This window comes from Rhodococcus sp. 5G237 (assembly GCF_053764735.1).
In genome coordinates this window covers 222,825-238,474 of the sequence record NZ_JBSNCD010000002.1, presented here as the reverse complement: position 1 = coordinate 238,474, position 15,650 = coordinate 222,825, and the positions used below count along the sequence as shown (strand labels likewise).

At 69.2% G+C, this 15,650-nt stretch carries 18 protein-coding genes, 1 tRNA gene and 1 riboswitch; of the genes, 12 read left to right on the top strand and 7 right to left on the bottom strand.

Translation table 11 applies throughout. The features are described from left to right. Positions 1–13: 13 nt before the first annotated feature. The 3 genes from ACWPOC_RS04490 to ACWPOC_RS04480 form a co-directional block, all read right to left on the bottom strand. Positions 14–1,795 carry a CocE/NonD family hydrolase gene (locus ACWPOC_RS04490; protein WP_225623718.1) on the bottom strand — a complete coding sequence of 594 codons (1,782 nt, stop codon included), beginning with the start codon at positions 1,793–1,795 and terminating at the stop codon, positions 14–16. A gap of 84 nt (positions 1,796–1,879) precedes the next feature. Further along, positions 1,880–3,133 carry a phosphoribosylamine--glycine ligase gene (gene purD / locus ACWPOC_RS04485; RefSeq protein WP_268655138.1) on the bottom strand — a complete coding sequence of 418 codons (1,254 nt, stop codon included), beginning with the start codon at positions 3,131–3,133 and terminating at the stop codon, positions 1,880–1,882. A gap of 10 nt (positions 3,134–3,143) precedes the next feature. Then, complete coding sequence (locus ACWPOC_RS04480) at positions 3,144–3,809, bottom strand: nucleoside/nucleotide kinase family protein (RefSeq protein WP_120281410.1); 666 nt, start codon at positions 3,807–3,809, stop codon at positions 3,144–3,146. Between the two features lie 132 nt (positions 3,810–3,941). Here ACWPOC_RS04480 and ACWPOC_RS04475 point away from each other — a divergent pair, with 132 nt between their 5' ends. Genes ACWPOC_RS04475 through ACWPOC_RS04460 form a run of 4 tightly spaced genes read left to right on the top strand, consistent with a single transcriptional unit; the run spans position 3,942 to position 7,578 of the window. Beyond that, the gene (locus tag ACWPOC_RS04475) at positions 3,942–5,051 is read left to right on the top strand and encodes a serine hydrolase (RefSeq protein ID WP_120281409.1); all 1,110 of its coding nucleotides are present in this window, start codon (positions 3,942–3,944) and stop codon (positions 5,049–5,051) included. After that, positions 5,048–5,548 carry an ArsR/SmtB family transcription factor gene (locus tag ACWPOC_RS04470; RefSeq protein ID WP_225623717.1) on the top strand — a complete coding sequence of 167 codons (501 nt, stop codon included), beginning with the start codon at positions 5,048–5,050 and terminating at the stop codon, positions 5,546–5,548. The genes ACWPOC_RS04475 and ACWPOC_RS04470 overlap by 4 nt, the downstream gene beginning before the upstream one ends. A 25-nt stretch (positions 5,549–5,573) precedes the next feature. Further along, on the top strand, positions 5,574–5,999 hold the full coding sequence (locus ACWPOC_RS04465; RefSeq protein WP_059382450.1) for an HIT family protein: 426 nt from the start codon (positions 5,574–5,576) through the stop codon (positions 5,997–5,999). Positions 6,000–6,057: 58 nt separating this feature from the next. Continuing rightward, positions 6,058–7,578, top strand: a complete 1,521-nt coding sequence (locus tag ACWPOC_RS04460; protein WP_455408075.1) for an MDR family MFS transporter — start codon at positions 6,058–6,060, stop codon at positions 7,576–7,578. Between the two features lie 25 nt (positions 7,579–7,603). Here the strand turns inward: ACWPOC_RS04460 and ACWPOC_RS04455 are convergent, their stop codons facing one another. Then, positions 7,604–8,701: an alpha/beta hydrolase gene (locus tag ACWPOC_RS04455; RefSeq protein WP_455408074.1), complete on the bottom strand. Its 1,098-nt coding sequence runs from the start codon at positions 8,699–8,701 to the stop codon at positions 7,604–7,606. 147 nt (positions 8,702–8,848) lie between these two features. Between ACWPOC_RS04455 and ACWPOC_RS04450 the strand changes: the two genes are divergently transcribed. The 3 genes from ACWPOC_RS04450 (at position 8,849) to ACWPOC_RS04440 (ending at position 10,385) form a co-directional block, all read left to right on the top strand. Further along, positions 8,849–9,055: a hypothetical protein gene (locus tag ACWPOC_RS04450; RefSeq protein ID WP_085469369.1), complete on the top strand. Its 207-nt coding sequence runs from the start codon at positions 8,849–8,851 to the stop codon at positions 9,053–9,055. 40 nt (positions 9,056–9,095) lie between these two features. Further along, positions 9,096–9,161: riboswitch (guanidine-III (ykkC-III) riboswitch) on the top strand. A gap of 13 nt (positions 9,162–9,174) precedes the next feature. Further along, positions 9,175–9,489 carry a DMT family transporter gene (locus tag ACWPOC_RS04445; protein ID WP_455408073.1) on the top strand — a complete coding sequence of 105 codons (315 nt, stop codon included), beginning with the start codon at positions 9,175–9,177 and terminating at the stop codon, positions 9,487–9,489. Positions 9,490–9,554: 65 nt separating this feature from the next. Next, positions 9,555–10,385 (top strand): hypothetical protein, encoded by an 831-nt coding sequence (locus tag ACWPOC_RS04440; protein ID WP_016694817.1) that lies wholly within the window; start codon positions 9,555–9,557, stop codon positions 10,383–10,385. A gap of 15 nt (positions 10,386–10,400) precedes the next feature. On the opposite strand, the gene ACWPOC_RS04435 is transcribed toward ACWPOC_RS04440, so the two are convergent. Both ACWPOC_RS04435 and ACWPOC_RS04430 read right to left on the bottom strand, forming a co-directional pair. Next, complete coding sequence (locus tag ACWPOC_RS04435; RefSeq protein ID WP_455408072.1) at positions 10,401–11,270, bottom strand: ribokinase; 870 nt, start codon at positions 11,268–11,270, stop codon at positions 10,401–10,403. A 44-nt stretch (positions 11,271–11,314) separates the two neighbouring features. Next, a complete protein-coding gene (locus ACWPOC_RS04430; RefSeq protein ID WP_059382456.1) occupies positions 11,315–11,926 on the bottom strand; it encodes a TetR/AcrR family transcriptional regulator in 612 nt (203 codons plus the stop codon). A gap of 134 nt (positions 11,927–12,060) precedes the next feature. Here ACWPOC_RS04430 and ACWPOC_RS04425 point away from each other — a divergent pair, with 134 nt between their 5' ends. From ACWPOC_RS04425 to ACWPOC_RS04410, 4 genes are all read left to right on the top strand, one after another. Further along, on the top strand, positions 12,061–12,534 hold the full coding sequence (locus tag ACWPOC_RS04425; protein ID WP_059382457.1) for a general stress protein: 474 nt from the start codon (positions 12,061–12,063) through the stop codon (positions 12,532–12,534). A gap of 180 nt (positions 12,535–12,714) precedes the next feature. Next, positions 12,715–12,957 (top strand): hypothetical protein, encoded by a 243-nt coding sequence (locus ACWPOC_RS04420; protein WP_026061175.1) that lies wholly within the window; start codon positions 12,715–12,717, stop codon positions 12,955–12,957. Between the two features lie 122 nt (positions 12,958–13,079). Then, complete coding sequence (locus ACWPOC_RS04415) at positions 13,080–13,307, top strand: hypothetical protein (protein WP_455408071.1); 228 nt, start codon at positions 13,080–13,082, stop codon at positions 13,305–13,307. Positions 13,308–13,394: 87 nt separating this feature from the next. Then, positions 13,395–13,682: a hypothetical protein gene (locus ACWPOC_RS04410; RefSeq protein ID WP_455408070.1), complete on the top strand. Its 288-nt coding sequence runs from the start codon at positions 13,395–13,397 to the stop codon at positions 13,680–13,682. A gap of 32 nt (positions 13,683–13,714) precedes the next feature. On the opposite strand, the gene ACWPOC_RS04405 is transcribed toward ACWPOC_RS04410, so the two are convergent. Then, a tRNA-Thr gene (locus ACWPOC_RS04405) sits at positions 13,715–13,789 on the bottom strand. Positions 13,790–13,934: 145 nt separating this feature from the next. Between ACWPOC_RS04405 and ACWPOC_RS04400 the strand changes: the two genes are divergently transcribed. Then, the gene (locus ACWPOC_RS04400; RefSeq protein ID WP_120281401.1) at positions 13,935–15,644 is read left to right on the top strand and encodes a threonine/serine exporter family protein; all 1,710 of its coding nucleotides are present in this window, start codon (positions 13,935–13,937) and stop codon (positions 15,642–15,644) included. Positions 15,645–15,650 lie beyond the last annotated feature (6 nt).

The following is a 15,650-nucleotide window of genomic DNA, read 5'->3' as shown; positions in this document are numbered from 1 at the left end:
CCCGCGTCGTTCGTCAGAGCCGGACGCGCTGAAGTCGGGTGAGGGCGCCCCACGCGATCGGATAGTCCTGACGATCGACGACCTTCACGGGCGCGACCTCCGCGTCGGTGGCCGCCTCGTCGGCTTCCGGCTCCGGCTGCGGCACGATGGGCAACAGCAGATGGGAGTCGAACTGTCCGCCGGCGTGCACGATGTGGAAGCCCTTGTTGATGGTGCGGTCGTGCCCGACGCGCGGGTTCTCGTCGAGGTCGTGGCCGGCGATGACGAGCACGAGGCTCGATCCGGCCTCGAAGAAGGTGCTGTGCGGCATGATCTCGATGTCGACCGGCACGATCTGCTCGGGCAGCAACGGCCAGTACTTCGTCCGGTCGTGGACGGGCCGGTAGGCGGTGGAGGCCTCCGGGTCCAGCGCCCGCCGCGAGACCCGCATCCATCCGTGGGCGACGAATCCCTTCTCGTAGCCGCCGTGGCCTTCGAACCACACGTCGCGGCCGTGCTCGTCGCGCTTGGCCAGCCCGACGAACAGGTCCATGTCGTTGGCGTCCTTCGCCTGCACCCACAGACGTAGCGCCGCGTGGCCGGTGATCTCGGTGTCCTCGTCGAAGGTGTGGGTGAAGACGAGTTCGTCGCCCGCGACGGGGAAGGTGCGGCGGAACTGGCGGCTCTCGCACGGGGTGGTGCTCAGGTCGGCGTTCGCGTGGTCGAGGTGGAGTGCGACGTAACGGGTGTCGGGGACCGGCCACTCGGACTCGAGGCGTTCGGAATAGGTCCGCAGGTCGTGGCGGGTCTCGAGGCGGATGCGCGGGGTGTCCTCGAAGCCGTTGTCCTCCTCCTTGAGGAAGCGGTCGAAGAATCGTCGCTGGTAGTCGAGGGCCTCGTTGCCGTAGAAGGTCTGCCACATCTTCCGGCCGTGGGTGTAGAGCCACTTGTGCTCCGACCCGATGCGGCGGTAGCCCTCGACCGAACCGCGGGCCCGCGGGCCCTGATCGGACCACGAGACCCCGACCAGGGCGGGCACGGTGATGTCCTCGAGCCGGGGCGGCGGAGCGACGTGGCGGAAGAAGTCGGGGAACCGGCGCAGCAGCCACGGGGTGAACCGCCGGAGAGAGGCGGCACCGCAGCGGGCCCCCGTGTTCATCGCGCTGTACCAGAACGCGCTGTAACGGGTCTCGGGGATGCCGCCCTGGGTAAGGATGTCGCGGCAGGGATCGCTCACCCCCTCCCAGGGCGCGATGGCCGCGAGACCGGGCGGATCGAGCGCGGCGGTGTACCACTGCAGCGTGGCGAGATAGTCGGCACCGGCGAGGCCGACCCGGCCGTTGCTCCACTCCTGATCGCCGGCCCATTCCACGACGGAGGCGCAGTCGAGCGCGGCCCGGCCGAGCAGCAGTCGGGGACGTCCGCCGCTGGCGTGGTAACCGCGCATGTCCGCGACGACGAGGACGTAACCGCGAGGAACCCAGTAGGCGGGGTCGGGCGCTTCGAAGGAGGTGCAGTCGCTGATCTCGAGATCGCCGACGTGGTTGCCGGATTCGGCGAGTTCGTCGAAGTCGACGGGATAACGGTCGACACCGGCGTCCTTGCCGTAGGGGGTGACGGTGACCAGCACGGGGCAGCGCTCCTGCGCACCGGAGCCGGCAGGGCGGTAGACGTCCGCTCTCAGTACGGTGCCGTCGCCCGTCCGGATGGGCACGTCGCGCTCGACGAGGACGTCGTCCGGCAACCCGTGGACGACGACGTGGTGGTGCCGTAGCGGTGTCGGGTCCAGCGTCGGCGTTCGTCTTCGAGAAACCATGCAGTCACCCCTGGCGGCATCAAAGATGCACCGAGTGTGCAACATACACCCGGTAGGTGCAAGGTGAAGGACGAGGGTGAGACGCTAGACCGAGATCCGGCCCTCGACGGCCGCCAGACCGATGTCGCGGCGGAAGTGACCGCCCGGCAGCTTCACGTCGGCGAGCCGATCATAGGCAGCCTCGCGCGCGGATGCGAGATCGGCACCCACACCGATCACGTTGAGCACGCGTCCGCCTGCGGAGACCAGCGCGCCGTCCTCGCGGCGCCTGGTGCCGGCGTGCAGCACCGTGTCGCCCTCGGCGCCGGTGATCACGTCGCCGGTGCGCGGAGTGGACGGGTAGTACTCGGCGGCGAGCACCACTGTCACCGCGGCGCCGTCCTTCCAGCGCAGCGGCGGGAGCTCGGCGAGCGTACCGGTGGCGACCGCGTTCAGGGCCTCGCCCAGCGGGGACTCGAGCAGGGCGAGCACGGCCTGGGTCTCCGGGTCGCCGAAACGGCAGTTGAACTCGACCACGGCCGGGCCCCCGGCACCCATCGCCAGACCCGCGTAGAGCAGTCCGGAGAAACCGCATCCGCGGCGCACCATCTCGGCCGCGACGGGCTCGACGACCTCGGAGACGATCCGCTCGACGCTGCCCTCGGGCAGCCACGGCAGCGGAGTGTAGGCGCCCATGCCGCCGGTGTTGGGGCCGGTGTCGCCCTCGCCGACGCGCTTGTGGTCCTGCGCCGGGAGCAGCGGCACGACGGTCTCGCCGTCGACGAGGCAGAACAGCGAGACCTCGGGGCCGTCGAGGAAGGACTCCAGCAGGACGGGGTGCCCGTTCTCGAGGATCTCGGCGGCGTGGTCGCGGGCGGCGGCGCGCTCGGTGGTGACGACGACGCCCTTACCGGCAGCGAGACCGTCGTCCTTGACCACCCAGGTCGGTCCGAACCGGTCGAGCGCTTCGTCGAGGGTCGCGGGAGTGTCGACGACCTCGCTGTGGGCGGTGCGCACACCGGCGGCGGCCATGACGTCCTTCGCGAATGCCTTCGATCCCTCGATGCGTGCGGCAGCGGCCGACGGCCCGAAGCAGGGGATACCCGCGGCGCGGACGGCGTCGGCGACACCGAGGACGAGCGGAACCTCGGGTCCGATGACGACGAGGTCGGCCTTCTGCTCGGTGGCGAGGGCGACGACGCTGTCGGCGGAAGCCGCGTCGACGGGGAACAGCTCGGCGACGTTCGCGATACCGGGGTTGCCCGGCGCGGCCAGCACGGCGGTCACGCCGGGGTCGCGGGACAGGGCGAGAGCAAGAGCATGTTCACGGGCACCGGAGCCGATAACGAGTACGCGCACGCAGGACAGACTACGGGACCGGTCTCCACACGAGATCGGCGCGGGAGCGCGTGCGCTGGACGGCTTCCGCATTGGGCAGATCGACGGTCCGCACCCATTCGCGTGCTCCGTCGTCGTCCCGTCCGTGGTGGCGGTGCCGGCGCACGAGACGTCGGGTGAGCGTGCGGCGGGGTGCGTCGATGTAGATGACGAGGTCGAGCAGTGGGCGGATGTGTTCCCATCCTCCGGTCTCGAACATCAGGTAGTTGCCCTCGGTGACGATCACCCGCGCGTCGGCCGGCACGGCGTGCACCGCCGCGATCGGTTCGTCGAGCGGCCGGGAGAAATCCGGGGCGTAGATCGTTTCGCCGCGGCACTGCCGCACCCGGCTCAGCATGTCGCGGAAGCCGGCGACGTCGAAGGTGTCGGGCGCTCCCTTCCGGTCCCGCGCGCCGAAGGTGTCGAGTTGCCGGTTGGACAGGTGGTAGCCGTCCATCGGCACCTGCCCGGTGGAGACCCCCGCGCACCGGAGGGCGTAGACGAGCAGCGCCGCGGCGCGACTCTTCCCGGCGCCCGGCGGCCCGCACAGACCGACCACCGTGCGCCGATCCGCAGGGAGTCCCACAAGGACGTGTGTGACGAGTTCGTCCACGAGCACGCGCAGCGGCGCTTCCCGCGCACTCCCGTCACCTCCCATGAGCCCGACGATACGACCGCCCGCGACCGTCGGAGTCGCGGTGAGCTCTCGACACGCCCACCCGACCGGTCTATCGTTATTTCGTAAGTTCGAAATTACGAACTAACAACCTCGACACGGACGGATATCGCCATGCCGAACAGGATCGGAACCACCCTCGCCGCGACGAGCGTCGTGATCGCGCTCGCCGGATGCGGACAGACCGGACCGTCGGAACCCGACGTCGCCGCACCTTCCGGCGCCGGGACCTCCGCACCGACCGGTGAATGCGCGCCCACCCCCGCCGCCGACGTGACCACCGCCGAAGGCTGGATCGGCTACCTCGCCGAGAACTTCGACACGGTCGCCATCGCGGTCGACGACGGCAACGGCGGGACCTTCGAACAACGACCCGACGAACGGCAACCGCTCGCGTCGGCCGTGAAGGTCGTGCATCTCGCCGCCTATGCCCGCGCCGTCGCAGCCGGTGAACTCTCCCCCGACGAGCGCGTACCGCTCGCCGACTGGGAACGCTGGCATCTCCCCGACACCGACGGCGGCGCACACCCCCGGGCTCTCGAACGGCTCGGTGTGAACGACCCGGAGGACACCGTCACCCTCGACGAGATGGTGTCGGCGATGATCCAGGAGAGCGACAACGCGGTCCCCGACTACCTGCGCGACCGGCTCGGCGACGACGCCTTGCGCGAGGCCGCCGCCCAGGGCGGCTGGGACGACTTCACACCGCCGACGATGCTCGGCAACACGCTCGCGCTGCTCGACCCGACGCTCGACGACTCGTCGGCGGTCTGGGACGCCGCGCGCCGCTACGCCTCCGACCCCGCCTACCGCGTCGAAGCGGTGCAGCGCCCCTTGCCGGAGGATCTGTTCGCCCGGGTCGACCGCGTCCAGCGCTTCGACAACACCGGCTCGGCCGCCGAACTCAGCGCCCTGCATCGCGCGATCGCCGACGGTTCGTTCGGTGCCGGCAGCGACCTCGCGCGCACCCACCTCGAATGGCAACCGTCCACGGTTCCGGGATTCGAGGGAGTCGGATTCAAGGGCGGCAGCCTGCCCGGCATCCTCACCGACGCGGTCACCTTCCGCCGCGACGACGGCACGATCGCGACCACGGTGATGCTCGCGTCCGGCATGTCGGACAGTGACTATGCGGGAGCCCTCGAATCGTTCGCCCATCAGGAGATGCTCGCCGCGGCAGCGAACGATCCCGATTTTCTCGAGCGGATACGCTGCGCGATGTGAGCGACGGCGACGTGAACGACGAGTACGAGGCCCGTCTCGCGGATCTCGAACGCCGTGTGCGGATCCTCGAGGGCGACGCGACCCGCCCGGGCACCGGGGACGGTCCCGCGGCGGACGTGGCGGCGGGCACCGGGTCCGTGACCTACGGGGGCGCGGTCTCCCTGCACGGGAACGTCCGCTGGAACATCGAGTACGACGCGGGCGCATCCCTCGCACTCGATCCCGTTCCCGTCGCCGCCGTCCTCGACGCCCTGGGCAACCCGGCGCGACTGGCGATCGTGCGGACCCTGCTGCGCGGTCCCGCCACCGCCACCGAACTGCAGGAGGCCACCGACCTCACGTCGACCGGCCGGCTCTACCACCATCTCCGTGCCCTGTCGGCTGCGCGCGTGGTCGAACAGGAGAGCCGCAACCGCTACCGGATCGCGCCGGAGAAGGTCGTGCCGCTGTTGGTCCTCACCGTCGCGGCGGCCGATGTCGGGGAACAGCTCCGGTGAACACGGTGTCCCTTATCCTCCCGGTATGACTTCCGTGTTCAGCAAGATCATCGCCGGTGAACTGCCGGGCCGTTTCGTCTGGCAGGACGACGACGTCGTCTCGTTCCTGACCATCAACCCCTTCACCGAGGGGCACGTGCTGGTCGTGCCGCGGCAGGAGGTCGACCACTGGCAGAGCGTGGACGACGACCTGTGGGCGAAGGTGAACGACGTCGCCCGCATCCTCGGCCGCGCCGTCACTGCCGCCTTCGACGCCCCGCGCGCCGGCCTGATGATCGCCGGCCTGGAGGTCCCCCACCTGCACCTGCACGTCTTCCCGGCCTACTCCCTCGGCGACTTCGATTTCGCGACGGCCGAGAAGGATCCCTCCCCCGAATCGCTCGACCGCGCGCAGCAGAAGATCAAGGACGCGCTGCGCGAGCAGGGTCACGGCGAGCACGTCCCGGACTGATCTCCGGCGGGCGGGATATCGGCGGAACAATTCCGACCGGTATCCCGTTGAGTTCCTCGTGTCTTCTACTCCACCGAGTTCCCCAGCTACTCCACCGAGTTCCCCAGCCCCGGCGGGTACGACCGAGCCGCAGGCCGCTGCCGCACCGCGCGCCGGTCTGCTGATCGCCGTTCTCGTCGGGGCCGCATTCGTCGTCATCCTCAACGAGACGATCATGAGCGTCGCGCTGCCGAAGCTGATGGTCGAGTTCGACGTCGGCGCAGCCACCGCCCAATGGCTCACCACGGCGTTCATGCTGACCATGGCCGTCGTCATCCCGATCACGGGTTACCTGCTCACCCGGCTGTCGCTGCGCACGGTCTTCGCGATCGCGATGGGCAGCTTCCTGCTCGGCACCCTGATCGCCGCGAGCGCACCGATCTTCTCGGTCCTCGTGCTGGGTCGTGTCGTCCAGGCCGTGGGCACCGCGGTGATGTTGCCGTTGCTGTTCACGACGGTGCTCAACCTGGTTCCCGCCGATCGTCGCGGACGCACGATGGGCGTGATCTCGATCGTCATCGCGGTCGCGCCTGCAGTCGGCCCGACCATCGGTGGCGTCGTGCTCGACCAGCTGAGCTGGCGGTGGATGTTCTGGCTGGTGCTGCCGATCGCGGTCGTCGCGACGGCACTCGGCCTGAGCTGGATCCGCAACGTCACCGAACCGGTCGCGGTTCCGCTCGACGCCCCGTCGGTGGTGTTGTCGGCCCTCGGGTTCAGCGGTCTCGTCTTCGGCCTGAGCAGTCTCGGTGAGGCCGCCGAGGGCGATCCGCTCATGCCGCCGTGGCTGCCGCTGGTCGTCGGCATCGCGTCGCTGACGATCTTCGTCCTGCGTCAGATCCGCCTCGGCGACGGCGCCCTGCTGGACATGCACGCGTTCCGCACCCCGGCGTTCTCGCTCGCGGTCGCACTCGTGTCCGTGAGCATGATGTCGCTGTTCGGCACCCTCATCCTGCTGCCGATCTACCTGCAGAACGTGCTGGGTCAGTCGACGCTGACCACCGGCCTGATGCTGCTGCCCGGCGGTCTGGTCATGGGTCTGCTCGGCTACATCGTCGGACGTCTGTTCGACCGGTTCGGTCCGCGGCCACTCGTCGCGCCGGGTGCGATCATCGCCTGCGTCGCGATGTGGGGCATGACGACCTTCGACGCGACCACCACGATCGGCACGGTCATCGCGTGGCACGTGCTGCTCAACATCGGCCTCGCGTTGATGTTCTCGCCGCTGCTGACCTCGGCGCTCGGAGCCCTGCCGCGACGGCTGTACTCCCACGGCAGCGCCATCGTCAGCACGATGCAGCAGGTCGCCGGCGCTGCCGGTACGGCGTTGTTCATCACGGTGCTGACCCGCACGAGCGTCGCGGGCGCCGAGAGCGCGGGCGATCCCGCCGGTGCGCTCGCGGACGGTGTCCACGGCGCTTTCACGTGGGGCGCGGTGATCGCGGTGATCGCGGTCGTCGGCTCGCTGTTCGTCCGACGGGCCCCGGAGCCCGAGGCGGATGCGGTGAAGGTGTCGGTCCCCGAGACCGCCGGAACGCACTAGCCGGCAGTACGCACCGGCCCGGCACTCACGCGCCGGTCGTCACGACTTCCTGTTCGACGGGAAGCGTGGCGGCCGGCGCGTTGCCGTTCGTGGGTTCGCGGAGGAAGGCGTCCAGTTCGACCCACGAGGTGTCGCGCGCGGCGCTGCCGGTGAGCATGCCGAGGTGCGTTCCCGGGACGCGGACGAAGCGCACCTGCGTGCCGACGAGCAGCCTCGTGACGGGCTCGACCGCCGGGATCGGGGCGAGCACGTCGTCCTCGCCGCCGAACGCGAGCACCGGCACCGTGACGTCGGCGAGGTCGACGACCCGGTCGCCGAGGTGCAGACGTCCGGTGGCGAGTTCGTTGTCGATGGTCACGCTCGTCGCGAGCTGGTGGAACACGCGTCCGGCGTAGCCGTGGATCTCGTCCTGGAACCGGTCGACGCGTTCCATCCGCGCGAGCGTCTCCGCGTCGGCGAGGTGCGTCGCAACGAACCACGGACGCTGGATCTCGCGTTCGATCGCGGTGAGACGGTAGGCCGTGCGGACGATGGGTGCGGGTACCCCGCCGAAGACGGCGTCGAGCAGACCGAGTGCGGGCTCGGCGACGAACCGGCCGACGAGTCGGGGCAGCGCCATCAGCGGGATCGCGGAGTAGTCGAGCGGACTGCCGAAGGCCGTCAGCGACCGCATCGGCAGGTCGGGATGCGCCGCGGCGGTGAGCATCGCCAGCGTGCCGCCGATGCTCCACGCCACGACGTCCACCTCGCGGTTCCCGCACAGTTCGGACGTGCGGGCGATCGCTTCGGGGATGACGTCGTCGATCCAGAACTCGAGGCCGAGGTCGCGGTCGTCGGAGGTCATCTCGCCGTACTCGACGAGGAAGACGCTGCGGCCGAGCTCGAGCAGGTGCTCGACGAGACTCTGGCCGGGCATCAGGTCGAAGCAGGTGGGCGACGCGGCGAGCGGGGTCACGAGCAGCACCGGCGGACCGGCGTTCTCCGGGCCGAAGCGACGCAGCGTCCGGTGGCGACCGTCCCCGACGACCACCGAGGGAGTGCGATGGGGCGGCGCGATTCCGTCGGCGACGAACAACGACCACGCGTTCCGCGCGGCCTTCCCGACCACGTCCGTGATCCCCATGTGTGACTCCTCCCCGAGTCGGCAATACCTGCTTGTTGCGCGTGCTCACGATAGTCGTGGGACGTCGGGGCCCGCGCACCGGACGAACCGGACGGCACACGACCCGCCTCTGAGAACCTGTCCGACGGTAGTGCTATCAAGTGGTGCATGACGTGCTCACAGTGCAACCACGATCTCGACCACTGCCACGGCACCCTCGTGATCCACGCCGATACTCGGGTCGACTGCACAGAACCCGACTGCGTCGACTTCGAGATCGTGCGGCACACCCTCGTTCTCGACTGCACCGAACTGGACGGCGGATGCTCGTGCACGGTGATTGCGCAGGAATCACAGCTGCTGCGCGTGTCCTGAGCAATTTGCCAATACTCGCCCGGGATTCCTAACCTCGACGGAGGTGGCCGCCGGTCGGCCTCCCGGACGAGCGCACCGTACCCGGCCAGCGACAAGACGGTGCAGGAGCGTTGTACGTCATGGCCTGGATCGTTCTCGTCCTCTCCGGTGTGCTCGAAGCCGTGTGGGCCACGGCCCTCGGCAGATCCGCCGGTTTCAGCCGGCTCACCCCCACCGTGGTGTTCGTCGTCGCCCTCGTCCTGAGCATGGCCGGACTCGCGTATGCCCTGCGCACCCTGCCGGTCGGGACGTCCTACGCGATCTGGGTGGGTATCGGCGCCGCTCTCACGGTCGGATACGCGATGGTCACCGGCACCGAGGCGGCCTCACTGCTGAAGATCGCACTGATCGCGGGCATCGTGCTGTGCGTCGTCGGTCTCAAACTCGTGCACTGACCTTTTCGGACACCGACGTTCTCGGACACCGACGTTCTCGAGCACTGACCGTTACAGTCGGTTCCATGAACCTCGGGTCCGTACTCGTGATGCCGGTGCGTGTGGGTCTGACCGCCGCAGAGGCCGCCCTGAGCGTTGCCGAGACGGTCGTCGGCACCGTGCGGGTCGCGGTGTCGCCCACCACCTACTCCGCGCTCGGCGCGGTCGGCCTGCCCGACACCCGCAGTTCGGTGGGTCTGCTGCAGCAGATCTCGAAGCTCACGTCGGAGGACCGCGGACTCGGTCACGCGCTGCGTCCCGGTGGTCCCCTCGACCGGCTGCTCGCGCCGGGTGGTCCCGTGGATCGGCTCACCGAGCCGGGTGGCCTGCTCGATCGGTTGCTCGAACCGGGCGGACCCGTCGACCGGCTCACCGCGCCGGGCGGTCCCCTCGACCGGATCCTCGCCGACGACGGTGCCCTCGACCGCCTCGTGTCGGAAGGTGGTCTGCTCGATCGCCTCACCGCGCACGACGGCCCGCTCGAGCGGCTGCTCGCCCAGGACGGGGCGGTGGAGCGGCTCACCGCACCGGGCGGCATCGTCGACGTGGCGATCCGGCCCGGCGGGGTCGTCGAGCGGGCTCTCGCCCAGGGCGGCGTCCTCGACGTCCTGCTCTCCGAACGGGGCGCCCTGGAACGACTGCTCGCCGAGGGCGGTCCGCTCGATCAGATCGTCTCGCTCTCGGAGACACTCGCGCATCTCACGCCCGGCATCTCGCAGATGAACGCGAGTATCGACATGCTGCAGGAAACGGTCGAGCTGCTGCGCGGGGCCGTCGGTCCGCTCGGCGACCTCGCCGGCCGCCTTCCCGGGCGCTGGCTGCGCAGCGGCAAGGGCGAACTGCTTCCGCCGCCCTGACGCGGTTCCCGCGGATCAGCGATCGGAGCGACGGGATGCGACCAGCCGGGCAGCGTCGGCCGATGCCCGGCGCGCTGCCGCGAACAGGTCCTCCCCCGTGCCGAGCAGTGCGGCGAGCGTGCCGGCGAAGTGGTCGCCCGCACCCGTCGTGTCGACGACGTCGACCTGCGGGACCCGCAGATGTTCGATCGCGTCCTCGGTTCCGACCACGACGTCCTCCCCGCCCCGGGTGATCACCACGGTGCGTACCTGTTCGAGCAGGCGGGTCACGATCTCGTCGAAGGGGGCCCCGGCGGGAAGACCCGCGTAGTGCAGGGCTTCCTGCTCGTTGAGTACGAGCGGATCGGCGCCGGCGAGGACGTATTCGTCCAGGTCGATCACCGGGCTCGGATTGAGCACGAACCGGCGGTCGTGACCGCGCGCCCACTGGGCGGCGGCCCAGGTCACCGCGGGGAGCAGCTCGAGTTGGGTGAGCACCACCGCGGGATCGAGGGCATCGAGTGCGGTGGTCACGTCCTCGGCTTTCAGCAGCGAATTGGCCTCGGGTACGACGACGATCCGGTTCTGCCCGTCGTCGGAGACGATGATGACGGCCCGGCCGGTCGGGCCCGGTGTGGTGCGCAGATGGGAGGTGTCGACCCCGGCCCTCTGTTGCACGCCGCGCAGCACGTCGGCGGCATGATCGCTGCCCACCGCGCCGACGATGGCGGTGGGAGCCAGGCGGGCAGCACCGATGGCCTGGTTCGCGCCCTTGCCTCCCGGATAGGTGCGCAGATGCCGGCCGAGTACCGTCTCACCCTCTTCGGGAGCACGTGCCACGACGACCGTCAGGTCGAGGTTCAGCGATCCCACGACCGCCACCACGCATCGACTCGACTCGGTCACGGGTCGAGCCTACGGCCGATCGACCCGCGGGGGCGGGCCTACGATCACTGCCCCTTCGTGTCCGGTTCCAGTTCGGGGCAGACGATGTGGACGACCTCGTCCGCCCAGGACTCCCCCACCTCGCCGTGACGCAGGTAGGCGCCGAGATACGCGCCGACGAGCATCGAGACGGCGGTGTCGACGTCGATGTCCTTGCGGATCGCGCCCGACTCGATCGCGGTGCGGAGCACGTCGGCGACGACCTCGCTCCGGGCATTGATGATCTCGCGGATCGACTCGGTGAACTCGGGTTCCTGGTCGGTGAGCAGTGCGCCGACACTGCCCATGCCCACCTCGTTCGACAGTCCGCGACGGATCAGTTCGAGGGTCCATTTGACGCGGTCGTAGACGCACAACCCGTCGGGAACGCACGGCGAGGCGACCTGCGAGTGCAGTGCCGCGTCGAGGATCTCCTCGCGGTTCGCGTAGCGCCGGTAGATCGTCGTCTTCGCAACGCCCGACAGCGCCGCGACCGCCTCGACGGTGACGCGGTTGGGCCCGTGAAGGCGCAGGATCTCGAGCGCGGCCTTCACGATGCGTGCGTCGGTCCCGGCACGCTCCTTGACGGGACGCCGCGACGTCAGGGCCACGGACTCCGTCTCGACCTCGCCCACCATGTCTACATCCTCCTCGCGCGGGCATACACCCGCAGGATTCCCGAGTCTCCCCGAAAAGGCGACCCCGAATCAAACACTACGAAACGATACGCTACGATGAGCGTATCGTTCCAATCGTCGACGAAGGGGAACGCATGACAGATATCTACGCACCGACACCCGGGCACCACACCGAATCCGAAACCGTCCTCGAGAGCTACCGCACCTACGACGCCGTCGAGAGGGCCATCGACCACCTGTCCGACGAAGGCTTTCCCGTGGAGTACCTGCGGGTCGTGGGCCAGGGAGTCACCACCGTCGAACACATCGAAGGCCGCATGACCAACGGCAAGGCCGCCCTTCGCGGCGCCGCCGCGGGCGTCTGGACGGGCTTGCTCTTCGGGCTGCTCCTGGCACTGCTCCTGCCTGCTACCGGCATGGCCACCGTGATCCTCGCCGCTGTCGTCTTCGGCGCGGTATGGGGCGGATCACTCGGCTTCTTCACTCACTGGAGCACCGGGGGACGCCGCGACTTCGTCTCGAGAAAGAGCATCGAGGCCTCGCGCTACGACCTCATGGTCGATTCCGAGTTCGTCGATCAGGCGCGCGAGAAGCTCGCACTGCGCTGACCGACCATTGTTTCTCCGATTCGAGAACCTCTTCGCCCACGCCGACCGGCGTGGGCGAAGTCGTTTCCGGAGGAAAGAACAACGCAAAAGGGATATTCCACCCGAATCGCCACATTCGTCCGATGCGGATAATCCGTGTTTGCCCGGTCTTTTCTTTCCACTGATGGCATGATTCGAGTTATGGCCGGATCGTCGAATACTCCCCCGAAGCCTGCTGTGGGCTCGAAGGTCGTCGTACGCGCGGGTGTCGCGGGCGACAAGGCCTGTCCCGGCACGATCGTCGAAGACTTCGGTCCTGCACAGGAAGCCGTGGGCGACAAACTGGGTCGCGACTGGGCGCCCGTGCGCCGCTGGGCCGTGGCACTCGACGACGGACGACTGATATTCGTCGATATGGACGCATTCGAATCCTCGAAGTCCTGATATCCGATCCATTTCGTCACTTCCGTATTCACACGCCCCTGCAGTGACATGTGAGGGGTGAACTGCCGGGTGAACTGCACCGGATCCGTTAACGCTCCGTGCGCCCGAACCGTTCTCCGGGTATGACATGGATCGGTTGGCCGCTGCTCGGATGGTTCACGGCATCCCCGGTGGTCGCCCTCGTATTCGGCCGCGTCGCCGCGGCCCGCGACCTCCACGAGGCGCCGCGCACGATCGCACCGGTGATCGACCTGTCCGAGCGCCGAGCACTCCGCCTCGGTGAACGCCACCAGCCTGAGCAGGACGGCACCGGTCCGGCAACTCTCCCGGAGCCCCGTCTTCCGATGTAGGTTGTCCTTCTCGCCTTCGACGGGACATCGGGATCCGGTCCGGGCGAACACCCGCCCGTGCATGTGTGCCTCCCGGATCGAGGGACGATGACCGCAGACCGCTTCACCCCGGTCCCGCCCCGCAACGGCGCCGGGAACACGGCACTGATCTCGGGAATCGTCGCGCTCGTCTTCGCCTTCGTACCCGTCATCGGCGACTTCGTCGCGATCCCCGCAGGTCTGGTCGCGGTGGTGTGCGGATGGATCGGTCTCGAACGGGTCGACAGGGGCACGGCGACGCATCGTCGCGAAGCTCTGATCGGTGCCTGCCTGGGCGCTGCGGCGCTGTTCGCCGTATTCGTGGTCTTCGCAGCGGTTCACAGCAGCACCGGATGAAACAGGCCCGCGCGGTACGCGACGGGCCCTACTGGAGCCCCCTGTCAGGATTGAACTGACGACCGCTCGCTTACAAGGCGAGTGCTCTACCACTGAGCTAAGGAGGCACAGAACTCGACGGTCGCGGACGACGCGTGAGCGACGCCATCATATAGCGCGTCACACTCCCGGCGCGCACCCACCCGCCTTCGTTACGGTGGATTGCATGCCCACCCTCCCCGTTTCCCCCAGCCGTACCGGAGGCCGCGGACGGTGAGCCGCTTCGACGACTTCCTCGATCGGGTTCTCGGTACCCGCCGCGCGACCATCGACGCGGTCACCGAGGCGCCCGCGCCACTGCAGCCGATCGATCTGACCGACGATGCAGTGGTCGCCGAGGCGCTCGACGTCGCCGTGCGTGTCGGCGAGGTTCTGCTCGCCTCGGGCACCGGCGCGATCGACACCGCCGAACAGGTGCGGTTCGTCGCCGCCACCTACGGTCTGGCGCAGTGCGACGTCGACGTCACCTACAACTCGATCGTGCTGTCCGCCTATCGCGGACCGACCATGCCGCCGTCGAGCACGATGCGGGTGGTGCACTACCGCTCGATGGACTTCACGCGACTCGCGGCCGTCGACCGTCTGACCCGCCGTATCCGCCGCGACGCGATCTCCCCGGCGCAGGCGCACGAAGAACTGCTCGCCATCACCACCAAGGCGCATCCGTACAACCGCTGGGTGGCGACGATCGCGTGGTCGGCGATGGCGGCCTCGATCTCCGTGCTCCTCGGCGGCGACGCGCTGGTCGCGCTCGTCGCCTTCGGTTCGACGTTCGTGATCGACCGCGTCAACCGCAAACTGAACGCGGCCGGGTTGCCGTTCTTCTTCCAGCATCTGGTGGGCGGCATCGTCGCGACGGCCCCGGCGATCACGCTGTACGGGATACGGGAGACGATCGGGATCGAAGTGTCACCGGGACTGATCATCGCGGCCGGCGTGACGGTGCTGCTGTCCGGTCTGTCGCTCGTGGGTTCGGTGCAGGACGCCATCACCGGTGCCCCCATCACGGCGTCGGCGCGTTTCTTCGAAGTGCTGATGATGACGGGCGGCATCATCGCGGGCGTCGCCACGACCCTGCGGGTCGCGTCGGTGTTCGGCGCCGAACTCCCTCTCATCAGTTACGAGGCACTCCCCGACCTCACACAGCTGCCGACGAAGATCCTCGCCGGTGCCGCGGCGGCGTTGTTCTACGCCCTCGCCTGCTACGCCGAACGTCGCGCTCTCACGGTCGCCGCGCTCGCCGGCGCCACCGGCAGCCTCGGCTACCAGCTCGCGCTCGGGCTGTCGCTCGGCCCGATCATCTCGTCGGCGCTGGCCGCGACCGTCATCGGTTTCGCCGGTGGTCTGATGGCCCGCCGCGCGCTCACACCACCGCTGGTCGTCGCGGTCGCCGGCATCACGCCGCTGCTACCCGGTCTCGCCCTCTATCGCGGTCTGTACGCGATGCTCCGCAATCAGATGGCCACCGGCATGACGGCGCTGTTCTCGGCGTTCGGTATCGGGTGCGCGCTCGCCGCGGGTGTCACGCTCGGTGAATGGCTCGCCCGCCGCACCCGCAACCCGCGCGGTGTCCTCCGCGTCGGTGCGCTGCGTCGCCCGCAGCTGCGGCGTATCCCCCGGATCCGGCTCGACAAGAACCGCCCGGTGTGGCGTCCGGCGCCCGGCCCCGCCACGGGTCCCATCCCGGTGGGATCGCTGCACACCGGCCCGATACCCACAGCTCCCGGGACGGGCCCCCTCGCGACGGGACCGATCGCGACCGGCCCGATACCCACGGGCCCGATCGCGTCGGGTCCGCTGGCCACGGGCCCGATCCCCGTCGCTTCGCAGGGGTCGTCGTCGGGCCGGGAGGCAGGATCGTCCGTACAGACGACGAGAGCCACGCTGCGCTTTCGGCGCGGGCGTGACTCTCGGCGGATCTGACGGAAG

Coding starts and splice junctions, on each gene's coding strand:
- ACWPOC_RS04490 (WP_225623718.1), bottom strand. CDS start 1,795: ATGGTTTCTCGAAGACGAACGCCGACGCTGGACCCGACACCGCTACGG.
- ACWPOC_RS04480 (WP_120281410.1), bottom strand. CDS start 3,809: ATGGGAGGTGACGGGAGTGCGCGGGAAGCGCCGCTGCGCGTGCTCGTG.
- ACWPOC_RS04475 (WP_120281409.1), top strand. CDS start 3,942: ATGCCGAACAGGATCGGAACCACCCTCGCCGCGACGAGCGTCGTGATC.
- ACWPOC_RS04465 (WP_059382450.1), top strand. CDS start 5,574: ATGACTTCCGTGTTCAGCAAGATCATCGCCGGTGAACTGCCGGGCCGT.
- ACWPOC_RS04455 (WP_455408074.1), bottom strand. CDS start 8,701: ATGGGGATCACGGACGTGGTCGGGAAGGCCGCGCGGAACGCGTGGTCG.
- ACWPOC_RS04450 (WP_085469369.1), top strand. CDS start 8,849: ATGACGTGCTCACAGTGCAACCACGATCTCGACCACTGCCACGGCACC.
- ACWPOC_RS04445 (WP_455408073.1), top strand. CDS start 9,175: ATGGCCTGGATCGTTCTCGTCCTCTCCGGTGTGCTCGAAGCCGTGTGG.
- ACWPOC_RS04440 (WP_016694817.1), top strand. CDS start 9,555: ATGAACCTCGGGTCCGTACTCGTGATGCCGGTGCGTGTGGGTCTGACC.
- ACWPOC_RS04430 (WP_059382456.1), bottom strand. CDS start 11,926: ATGGTGGGCGAGGTCGAGACGGAGTCCGTGGCCCTGACGTCGCGGCGT.
- ACWPOC_RS04425 (WP_059382457.1), top strand. CDS start 12,061: ATGACAGATATCTACGCACCGACACCCGGGCACCACACCGAATCCGAA.
- ACWPOC_RS04420 (WP_026061175.1), top strand. CDS start 12,715: ATGGCCGGATCGTCGAATACTCCCCCGAAGCCTGCTGTGGGCTCGAAG.
- ACWPOC_RS04415 (WP_455408071.1), top strand. CDS start 13,080: ATGACATGGATCGGTTGGCCGCTGCTCGGATGGTTCACGGCATCCCCG.
- ACWPOC_RS04410 (WP_455408070.1), top strand. CDS start 13,395: ATGACCGCAGACCGCTTCACCCCGGTCCCGCCCCGCAACGGCGCCGGG.